Annotated in this window: 8 protein-coding genes; all 8 read left to right on the top strand. The window is 65.6% G+C overall.

The genetic code is table 11. The features are described from left to right. The first annotated feature begins 235 nt into the window (after positions 1 to 235). The gene (gene rimP / locus ACODRX_RS04660) at positions 236 to 850 is read left to right on the top strand and encodes a ribosome maturation factor RimP (RefSeq protein WP_488869836.1); all 615 of its coding nucleotides are present in this window, start codon (positions 236 to 238) and stop codon (positions 848 to 850) included. A 71-nt stretch (positions 851 to 921) separates the two neighbouring features. Next, the gene (gene nusA / locus ACODRX_RS04655) at positions 922 to 2,406 is read left to right on the top strand and encodes a transcription termination factor NusA (protein ID WP_488869834.1); all 1,485 of its coding nucleotides are present in this window, start codon (positions 922 to 924) and stop codon (positions 2,404 to 2,406) included. A 24-nt stretch (positions 2,407 to 2,430) separates the two neighbouring features. Then, the gene (infB, locus tag ACODRX_RS04650; RefSeq protein WP_488869833.1) at positions 2,431 to 5,295 is read left to right on the top strand and encodes a translation initiation factor IF-2; all 2,865 of its coding nucleotides are present in this window, start codon (positions 2,431 to 2,433) and stop codon (positions 5,293 to 5,295) included. A gap of 3 nt (positions 5,296 to 5,298) precedes the next feature. Further along, positions 5,299 to 5,673 carry a 30S ribosome-binding factor RbfA gene (gene rbfA, locus ACODRX_RS04645; protein ID WP_488869832.1) on the top strand — a complete coding sequence of 125 codons (375 nt, stop codon included), beginning with the start codon at positions 5,299 to 5,301 and terminating at the stop codon, positions 5,671 to 5,673. Positions 5,674 to 5,677: 4 nt separating this feature from the next. After that, positions 5,678 to 6,670, top strand: a complete 993-nt coding sequence (gene truB, locus ACODRX_RS04640; protein WP_488869830.1) for a tRNA pseudouridine(55) synthase TruB — start codon at positions 5,678 to 5,680, stop codon at positions 6,668 to 6,670. Then, on the top strand, positions 6,667 to 8,496 hold the full coding sequence (typA, locus tag ACODRX_RS04635) for a translational GTPase TypA (RefSeq protein ID WP_488869829.1): 1,830 nt from the start codon (positions 6,667 to 6,669) through the stop codon (positions 8,494 to 8,496). The genes truB and typA overlap by 4 nt, the downstream gene beginning before the upstream one ends. Before the next feature lie 251 nt (positions 8,497 to 8,747). Continuing rightward, complete coding sequence (locus ACODRX_RS04630; protein WP_488869828.1) at positions 8,748 to 9,218, top strand: DUF2975 domain-containing protein; 471 nt, start codon at positions 8,748 to 8,750, stop codon at positions 9,216 to 9,218. A 3-nt stretch (positions 9,219 to 9,221) separates the two neighbouring features. Then, positions 9,222 to 9,446: a helix-turn-helix domain-containing protein gene (locus ACODRX_RS04625; protein WP_488869827.1), complete on the top strand. Its 225-nt coding sequence runs from the start codon at positions 9,222 to 9,224 to the stop codon at positions 9,444 to 9,446. The last annotated feature ends 6 nt before the right edge of the window (positions 9,447 to 9,452 follow it).

Here is a 9,452-nt window from a genome sequence, read left to right as displayed (position 1 = left end):
CAGCCCATCCCAAGAGGACTCAACGCGATCCCCGTGCTTTGTGTGAACAGGCCCTGGTTGCCAATAATGCTGGTTTGCCCCTATAATGGAGGGCATACGACCAGACGGGCGGTACCCACCGCCCGTTTTTTTTGGGTGTTGACATTTGGAGCTCGAAGCTGCCGCAAATGTGTTTGTGGGTGGCTGTCGGGTTTTTTGTATTGGCTTTTTGCATTGTGCAGGGGTGGCATCGCACGTGGCGCTTCAGGAAATCGTTGAGCAAACCGTGACCGGACTGGGCTATGACCTGGTGGAGATCGAACGTTCCGCCGGCGGCCTGCTGCGCATCACCATCGACCTGCCATGGAGCCCGGACGCGGTGCGCCCCGAAGGAGCGCCCGAGCAGTTCGTGACCGTGGAGGATTGCGAGACGGTGACGCGCCAGCTGCAGTTCGCACTGGAGGTCGACGGTGTCGACTACCGGCGCCTGGAGGTGTCGTCGCCCGGCATCGATCGCCCGCTGCGCCATGAGCAGGATTTCGTGCGCTTCACCGGCGAGGTGATCGACCTCACGCTGAAGCAGCCCATCGGCGCTGCCGCCGACGGCAGCGCGATCAATGCCAACCGCAAGAAATTCCGCGGCACGCTGGAGCGCACCGCCGAGGGCGGCTGGCAGATCGTCTGGAGCGACGAGCCGCCGGTCAAGCCCGGCCAGCGCGTGAGCAAGAAGCGCGTGCCGGCGCCGCTGCAGAGCATGGGCTTTGCGCTGGATGAGCTGCGCGAGGCGCGCCTGGCGCCGATCGTGAGCTTCAAGGGGCGCGCTGCGCGCAACGCCAACACCGACGCGCCGCAGGCCCAGTCGGAAGACTGAATGGATACCGGAAGGTGCATGGGCCGCATGTGCCGCACCTTCCTTCGAGATTGGAATAGGAGAGTCGTCGCATGAATCGCGAATTGTTGATGCTGGTGGATGCCATCGCGCGCGAAAAGAACGTGGAGCGCGATGTGGTCTTTGGCGCGGTGGAGTCCGCTCTGGCCCAGGCTACGAAAAAGTTGTATGAGGGCGAGGTGGATGTGCGCGTGGCCATCGACCGCGAGACCGGCGACTACGACACCTTCCGCCGCTGGCTGGTCGTGCCCGACGATGCCGGCCTGCAGAACCCCGATGCCGAGGAAATGCTGATGGACGCGGTCGAGCGCAAGCCGGGCGTCGAGGTGGGCGATTTCATCGAGGAGCAGATCGAGTCGCTGCCCATCGGCCGCATCGGCGCGATGGCGGCCAAGCAGGTCATCCTGCAGAAGATCCGCGATGCCGAGCGCGAGATGCTGCTCAATGAGTTCATGGCCCGGGGCGACAAGATCTTCACCGGCACCGTCAAGCGCATGGACAAGGGCGACCTCATCGTCGAGAGCGGCCGTGTCGAAGGGCGCCTCAAGCGCAGCGAGATGATCCCCAAGGAAAACCTGCGCAGCGGCGACCGCGTGCGCGCGATGATCATGGATGTGGACCTGACGCTGCGCGGCGCGCCCATCCTGCTGTCGCGCTCGGCGCCCGAGTTCATGGTCGAGCTGTTTCGCAACGAGGTGCCTGAGATCGAGCAGGGCCTGCTGGAGATCAAGAGCTGCGCCCGCGACCCCGGCAGCCGCGCCAAGATCGCGGTGCTGTCGCATGACAAGCGCATCGATCCCATCGGCACCTGCGTGGGCGTGCGCGGCTCGCGCGTCAACGTCGTGACCAACGAGCTGGCCGGCGAGCGCGTGGACATCGTGCTCTGGTCGGAAGACCCGGCGCAGTTCGTCATCGGGGCGCTGGCCCCGGCCAACGTCAGCTCGATCGTCGTCGACGAGGAAAAGCATGCGATGGACGTGGTGGTAGACGAGGAAAACCTCGCCATCGCCATCGGCCGCGGTGGCCAGAACGTGCGCCTGGCGTCGGACCTGACCGGCTGGAAGATCAACATCATGGACGCGGCGGAGTCGGCGCAGAAGCAAGCCGAAGAGACCGATACCGCCCGCCGCCTGTTCATGGAAAAGCTGGATGTGGACGAGGAGATCGCCGACATCCTGATCGCCGAAGGCTTCTCCAGCCTGGAAGAAGTGGCCTATGTGCCACTGCAGGAGATGCTCGAGATCGAGAGCTTCGACGAAGACACCGTGAACGAGCTGCGTTCGCGCGCCAAGGATGCGCTGCTGACCATGGAGATCGCCCGCGAGGAAAGCGTGGGCCGCGTCTCGCAGGAGCTGCGCGACCTGGACGGCATGACCCCCGAGCTGATCACCAAGCTGGAAGAGGGCGGCATCCACACGCGCGATGACCTGGCCGATTTGGCCATTGACGAATTGACTGAACTGACCGGCCAGCCTGCCGATGAAGCGACAGCCTTGATCATGAAGGCGCGCGAGCATTGGTTTGATGGACAGGCATAAAGGTCGGGAGGCACGGAACAAGATATGTCGAGCAATACAGTCGCTGAGTTCGCTACCGAACTGAAAAAATCGCCCGAGACGCTGCTGGAGCAGCTCAAGGCCGCCGGCGTGGCGAAAAATTCCGCGTCCGATGCGCTGAACGAATCGGACAAGCAAAAGCTGCTGTCGCACCTGCAGGCCGCGCACGGCTCTGCGGGCGCCGATCGCAAGAAGATCACGCTGACCAAGAAGTCCACCAGCGAAATCAAGCAGGCGGACGCCACCGGCAAGGCGCGCACCATCCAGGTCGAGGTGCGCAAGAAGCGCACCTTCGTCAAGCGCGACGACGTGGCCGACCAGTCGCCCGAAGAGAGCGCCGCCCAGGCCGAGGCCGCCGAGCAGCAGGCGCAGCACAATGCCGAGCTGGTCAAGCGCGAGGAAGAAGCGCGCCGCCAGGCCGAGCTGATCAGCCGCCAGGAGCAGGACCTGGTCCGCTCCCGCCAGGAGCGCGAAGAGCGCGAGCGCAAGGAGCGCGAGGCCGAGGAGCGCGCCGCTGCCTACATCGCCAAGGAAGAAGAGCGCAAGGCGCGCGAGGTGGCCGAGCAGGAACAGGCCTCGCGCCAGCATGCCCGCGAGACGGCCGAGCGCGCCGCCGCCCAGGCCGAGGCCAAGGCCAAGGCCGAGGAGGAATCCAAGGCCCGTGCCGCCGAAGATGCGGCGCGCGCCGCCGACCTGGACGAGCGCCGCCGCAAGGCCCTGGCCGAGGCCGAGGCCATCCGCGCGATGATGAGCGCGCCCAAGAAGGTGCTGGTGGCCAAGAAGCCCGAGGAAAAGCCCAAGGCGGCCGACCCCAAGAAGGGCACGCTGCACAAGCCCGCCACCACCGCTGCGGCTGGCGCTGCCAAGACCGGCGGCGCGGGCGCTGCTGGCGGCAACAAGGAGGTCAAGTCGGCCAAGCTGTCGTCGAGCTGGAGCAACAACAACGGCGGCGGTGGCACCGACGGCAACGGCAAGCGCAAGGAAATCAAGACCCGCGGCGACACCGGTGCCGGTGGCCGCGGCAACAACTGGCGCTCGGGCCCGCGCGGTGGTGGCCGCCGCGGCAATGACCGCCACCACGACCAGCACCACCAGGCGGCGCCGGTGGAGGCGCGCGTGCTCGACGTGCACGTGCCCGAGACGATCACCGTCTCCGAGCTGGCGCACAAGATGTCGGTCAAGGCGTCCGAGCTCATCAAGGTGCTGATGAAGATGGGCCAGATGGTCACCATCAACCAGCCGCTGGACCAGGACACCGCGATGATCGTGGTCGAGGAAATGGGCCACAAGGCCCATGTGGCGGCGCTGGACGATCCGGAAGCCTTCACCGACGACGAAATGCAGCAGTCCGACGCCGAGGCACTGCCGCGCGCGCCGGTGGTCACCGTCATGGGCCACGTGGACCACGGCAAGACCTCGCTGCTGGACTATATCCGCCGCTCCAAGGTGGCGGTGGGCGAGGCCGGCGGCATCACGCAGCACATCGGCGCCTACCACGTCGAGACGCCGCGCGGCATCGTCACCTTCCTGGACACCCCGGGCCACGAGGCTTTCACCGCCATGCGTGCCCGCGGCGCCCAGGCCACCGACATCGTCATCCTGGTGGTGGCCGCCGACGACGGCGTGATGCCCCAGACCAAGGAAGCCGTCAAGCACGCCAAGGCGGCCGGCGTTCCGATCGTGGTGGCCATCACCAAGTCCGACAAGCCCGATGCCAATCCCGACCGCGTCAAGCAGGAGCTGGTGGCCGAAGAGGTGGTGCCCGAGGAGTACGGCGGCGACTCGCCGTTCGTGGCCGTGTCGTCCAAGACCGGCATGGGCATCGACGACCTGCTGGAGCAGGTGCTGCTGCAGGCCGAGGTGCTGGAGCTGAAGGCGCCGGTGGATGCCAACGCCAAGGGTATCGTGATCGAAGCCCAGCTCGACAAGGGCCGCGGCTCGGTGGCCACGGTGCTGGTGCAGTCCGGCACGCTGAAGGTCGGCGACGTGGTGCTGGCCGGCCAGACCTATGGCCGCGTGCGCGCCATGCTCGACGAGAACGGCAAGGTCGCGAAGGAAGCCGGCCCCTCGATTCCGGTCGAGATCCAGGGTCTGTCGGATGTGCCGCAGGCCGGCGACGACTTCATGGTGCTGCCCGACGAGCGCCGCGCCCGCGAGATCGCGACCTACCGCGCCGGCAAGTTCCGCAACACCAAGCTGGCCAAGCAGCAAGCCGCCAAGCTGGAGAACATGTTCGCCGAAATGGGTTCGGGCAATGTGCAGACGCTGCCCATCATCATCAAGGCCGACGTGCAGGGCTCGCAGGAAGCGCTGGGCGCCTCGCTGCTCAAGCTCTCGACCGACGAGGTCAAGGTGCAGCTGGTGTACTCCGGCGTGGGCGGCATCAGCGAGTCCGACATCAACCTGGCGATCGCCTCCAAGGCCATCGTCATCGGCTTCAACGTGCGTGCCGACTCCCAGGCGCGCAAGACGGCCGAGGGCAACGATGTGGACATCCGCTACTACAACATCATCTACGATGCGGTGGATGAGGTGAAGTCGGCCATGTCCGGCATGCTGGCGCCCGAGCAAAAGGAAGAGATCATCGGCATGGCCGAGATCCGCACCGTGTTCGTGGCCTCGAAGATCGGCACGGTGGCCGGCTCCTACATCACGCAGGGCCATGTCACGCGCAATGCGCACTTCCGCCTGCTGCGCGACAACGTGGTCATCTACAGCGGCGAGATCGAGTCGCTGCGCCGCATGAAGGACGACGTCAAGGAAGTCAAGGAAGGCTTCGAGTGCGGTATCAAGCTCAAGAACTACAACGACATCCGCGAAGGCGATATGCTCGAAGTGTTCGAGATCAAGGAAATCGCGCGCACGCTATAATCCATGGCCACTCGCAAGAAGTCCGCTGCGCCGAACCGCAGCTTCAAAGTCTCCGACCAGATCCAGCGCGATCTGTCGGAGCTGATCGCCCGTGAACTGAAGGACCCGCGCGTGGGCATGGTGACGCTGCAGGGCGTCGAGGTGACGCCCGACTACGCCCATGCCAAGGTGTTCTTCAGCGTGCTGGTGGGCGACCCCGAGGCCACGCAGGAGGCACTGAACCAGGCCGCGGGCTTCCTGCGCAACGGCCTGTTCAAGCGCCTGCACATCCACACCGTGCCCACGCTGCACTTCGTCTACGACCGCACCACCGAGCGCGCGGCCGACATGAACGCCTTGATCGCCAAGGCGGTCTCGTCGCGCGGCAAGGAAGACTGACACCATGAACGCGCCACGCACCAGGGTGCAACGGCGCCCTGTGCATGGGGTGCTGCTGCTCGACAAACCGCTGGGCCTGTCCAGCAACGATGCGCTGCAAAAGGCCAAGTGGCTGCTGCGCGCCGAAAAGGCCGGCCACACCGGCACGCTGGACCCGCTGGCCACCGGCGTGCTGCCGCTGTGCTTTGGCGCGGCCACCAAGTTCAGCCAGCTGCAGCTCGATGCGCCCAAGACCTACGAGGCCGTGGCGCTGCTGGGCGTGACCACCACCACCGGCGACGCCGAGGGCGAGGTGCTGCAGCGGCGCGAGGTCGATACCGCCATGCTGGCGCAGGAGCGGCTCGATGCCGTGGCTGCCCGCTTCACCGGCGAGATAGCGCAGGTGCCGCCGATGTACAGCGCACTCAAGAAGGACGGCAAGGCCCTCTACGAATACGCCCGCGCCGGCCAGACGGTGGAGCGCGCGGCGCGCCAGGTCACGATCTTCAGGCTGGAGCTGGCCTTGGCGCAGGCCGGGCAGGCGCCGGCGGCGCTCAGGATCGTGGTCCAGTGCAGCAAGGGCACCTATGTGCGCACGCTGGCCGAAGACATCGGCGCGGCGCTGGGCGTGGGCGCGCACCTGCTGAGCCTGCGCCGCACCGAGACCGGCGGCATCGGCCTTGCGCGCTGCGTGTCGCTCGCCCAGCTCGAGGCCACCCCCGACGCCGAACGCCTGCAATACCTGCTGCCGGTGGACAGCCTGCTGGCTGCGCATGCGCATGTCATGCTCGACGGCGATAATGCGGCGCGGTTCCTGTCGGGCCTGCGCCGCCGTGGCGACTGGGCGGATGCCGAGGCCGTGGCCGTCTACGGCGAGCAGCCGCCGGCCCTGCTGGGCGTGGCGCATATCCGGGCGCGCGAACTCATCCCCGACCGCCTGCTGAGCCCCATCGAAATTCAACAAATCCTGGAAGCAACGCCGCACCGCCAAGCCAGCGGCATTTTGGAAACACTATGAGCAAACAAATCCGCAACATCGCCATCATCGCGCACGTCGACCATGGCAAGACCACCATGGTGGACCAGCTGCTGCGCCAGTCGGGCACCTTTGCCGAACACGAAAAAGTCGTGGACACGGTGATGGACAACAACGCCATCGAGCGCGAGCGCGGCATCACCATCCTGGCCAAGAACTGCGCGGTGAGCTGGCAGGGCACCCACATCAACATCCTCGACACCCCCGGCCACGCGGACTTCGGTGGCGAGGTGGAGCGCGCGCTGTCGATGGTGGATGGCGTGGTGCTGCTGATCGACGCCCAGGAAGGCCCGATGCCCCAGACGCGCTTCGTGACCAAGAAGGCGCTGGCGCTGGGCCTCAAGCCCATCGTCGTGGTCAACAAGGTCGACAAGCCCGGTGCACGGCCCGACTATGTGATCAATGCCGCGTTCGACCTGTTCGACAAGCTGGGCGCGACCGACGAGCAGCTCGACTTCCCCGTCGTCTATGCCTCGGGCATCAACGGCTGGTCCTCCAAGGAAGAAGGCGCGCCTGGCGAGCAATGGGGCCCCGACATGTCGGCCCTGTTCGAGACCATTCTGGAGCATGTGCCTTCCGTGGAAGGCGATGCCAATGCGCCCTTGCAGATGCAGGTCTCGGCACTGGACTACTCCACCTTCGTGGGCCGTATCGGCGTGGGCCGCATCACCCAGGGTACCTTGAAGGTGGGCCAGAACGTGATGGTCATGGCCGGACCCGACGGCAAGGGCTACACCGGCAAGATCAACCAGATCCACCAGTTCCAGGGCATCGACCGCGTGCAGGTGACCGAAGCCGGTCCTTCCGACATCGTGCTGGTCAACGGCATCGAGAACATCGGTATCGGCGAGACCATTACCGACCCGGCCAATCCCCAGCCGCTGCCGATGCTGAAGATCGACGAGCCCACGCTGACCATGAACTTCTGCGTGAACAACTCGCCCCTGGCGGGCCGCGAAGGCAAGTTCGTCACCAGCCGCCAGATCTGGGACCGCCTGCAAAAGGAGCTGCGCTCCAACGTGGCGCTGCGCGTGAAGGAAACCGACGAAGACGGTATTTTCGAAGTGTCGGGCCGGGGCGAACTGCACCTGACCATCCTGCTCGAAGAAATGCGCCGTGAGGGCTACGAGCTGGCCGTCTCCAAGCCCCGCGTGGTCTACCGCGACGTGGACGGCGTGCGCCACGAGCCGATCGAGATGGTGACCGCCGACATCGAAGAAGGCCACCAGGGCGGCGTGATGCAGGCCCTGGGCGAGCGCAAGGGCGAGCTGGTGAACATGGAGCCCGATGGCCGTGGCCGCGTGCGCCTGGAATACCGCATCCCGGCGCGTGGCCTGATCGGCTTCACCAACGAATTCCTGAACCTGACCCGTGGCTCTGGCCTGATCAGCAACATCTTCGACAGCTACGAGCCGCACAAGGGCGAGATCGGCGGCCGCAAGAACGGCGTGCTGATCTCCATGGACGACGGCGAGATCTTCACCTACGCGCTGGGCAAGCTGGACGACCGCGGCCGCATGTTCGTGAAGGCCAACGATCCGGTGTACGAGGGCATGATCATCGGCATCCACAGCCGCGACAACGACCTGGTGGTGAACGCCACCCGCACCAAGCAGCTGACCAACTTCCGCGTCTCCGGCAAGGAAGACGCGATCAAGATCACGCCGCCCATCGAGCTGTCGCTGGAATACGGCGTGGAATTCATCGAGGACGACGAACTGCTGGAGATCACCCCCGCCAGCCTGCGCGTGCGCAAGCGCTTCCTGAAGGAGCACGACCGCAAGCGCGCTGCGCGCGAAGGGCTGTGATGGCACGGGCCTGAAGCCACACGAACCCGGCTCCTGGAGCCGGGTTTTTTTTCGTCAAGTTGCCCGCGCGTTCATGGATAGCCTCTTGAAGAGTTAATAAACGATATTTAATTTCTGTTTTTCGATAATTTACGTTATGCTCTGCCTGTCTTGACCAACCGGGGAGGTGTACCGTGGAGACAGAGCACAGCGAAGCCAGGCAGAGAATCCGCCGGATCAGCAGGCGGTTTGCGATTGCCTGCAGGGGCTTGATGGCCGGGGGGCTGATCGCCATCGGGATCTATTGGCTGACGGCTGGCCCCGAGGCCTTGAGCCGGCGTTGGCTGGACGGGGCGGTGCCGGTCCACTCGCCGACACCGTTGCTGCGCGCCGCCGGCCTTGGGTTGACGCTGCTGGCCGCCTGGCCGGCGCTGCTGGGCCTGAACCACCTGCGCCGCCTGTTTCTGCTTTATGCCGACGGAATCATGTTCAACGAATCGAACGTGCAGGCGTTGCGCGGCCTGGGTTGGTGCCTGATCCTGCTGGCCATGGGGCAGGCGCTGCTGACGCCGGCCATGGCGCTGGCGCTCTCGGTTGGCAATCCGCCGGGGCAGCGCTTGCTTAGCCTGGGTGTCAGTGCGGGCATGCTGCAGGCGGCGTTCGTGGGCGGCGTGCTGCTGGTGATCGCCTGGGTCATGAACGAGGCCCGCAAGATCGACGAAGAACAGCAGCTCACGGTCTGAGGCATGCCGATCATCGTCCATCTGGATGTGATGCTGGCCAGGCGCAAAGTCCGCTCCAACGAGCTGGCGCGCGCGGTAGGCATCACCGAAGCCAATGTCTCGCTGCTCAAGTCGGGCAAGGTTCGCGCCGTCCGATTCTCGACGCTGGAGGCGATCTGCCAGTACCTCGACTGCCAGCCCGGGGATCTGCTGGAGTATGTGCCGGCTGATGATGCGCAGGCCCTTTGAGGGGGG

The sequence above is a fragment of the Comamonas sp. FG99 genome (genome assembly GCF_057808605.1).
Note: the sequence above shows the minus strand (reverse complement) of the source record. Positions and strands in the feature narration are given on the sequence as shown.